The 962-nt window shown below is 68.1% G+C and carries 1 protein-coding gene; it reads right to left on the bottom strand.

Features of this window, described 5'->3' with window-relative positions; all coding sequences use genetic code 11:
* Positions 1-175 precede the first annotated feature (175 nt).
* Positions 176-962, bottom strand: a 787-nt coding sequence (locus AC1D12_RS34175) for a molybdopterin-containing oxidoreductase family protein (RefSeq protein WP_477845502.1), incomplete at its 5' end; no start/stop codon positions are given.

Here is a 962-nt window from a genome sequence, read left to right as displayed (position 1 = left end):
GCCGCCATCCCCTGCACACACGAACGCAAGAACAACCGACGCTTCATCGCAACGACTCCAGGCGAAAGCAGCCACTCTGGGGACAACCTCGATGGACATCTGTCCCGGGGGCGACACCGCCGAAGACATCGCCGGAAATCGTGAACCCCGTCACCGGCCGCGCGGCCGGCCTGCGTCATTCCCGCGACACGTCCACGAGGCAGTCGTAGAAGCTCGGGGCGCGCCCCAGGTCGGTCAGCCGCTGGTGCGTCAGCTCGTTGACGTTGCTGCCACGCACCCCCAGCTTGCGCCACCAGATGCCCAGGCCGTTGACGACACCGGGCCGTGCACGCTGGCTTACCACCGCCTTGCACCAGTACTCGCCGCGGTCGTTGAACACCCGCACCAGCTCGCCACCGGCGATGCCACGGCGCTGCGCATCGTCGGCATGGATCTCCAGCACCGGCTCGCCCTCGATGTCGCGCAGGCTCTGCACGTTGACGAAGCTGGAGTTCAGGAAATTGCGCGCCGGCGGCGAGATCATCGCGAGCGGATAGCGCTTCGCGAGCTCGGGCGTCGAACGGGCCGATTCGTAGTTCGGCACGTGGTCGGGCACGCCCCAGCCCGGCGCATCGATCGTGCAACGGCCGCTCGCGGTCGGGAAGCCGCCGTTCGCGAACGGTGCTTCCGCGATCTGCAGCTTCACCCAGTGCTTCTCGCGCAGTTCGTCGAAGTCGACGACATCGCGGCGGAAGGCCTGGCGCGCCAGCGCTTCGTCGCTGTCGCTGAAGCACGGGGCATCGAAGCCCATGCGCGCCGCGAGCTCGCGGAAGATCTGCGTGTTCGGCTTCGCCTCGCCCACCGGCGCGATCGCCGCCTCGTTGATCAGCACGTAGGTGTGGCCGTAGCTGGTGTGCACGTCCAGGTGCTCCAACTGCGTGGTGGCCGGCAGCACGTAGTCGGCGTGGTCGGCGGTGTCGGTC

The organism is Rhizobacter sp. P1_G5 (assembly GCF_056405435.1).
Note: the sequence above shows the minus strand (reverse complement) of the source record. Positions and strands in the feature narration are given on the sequence as shown.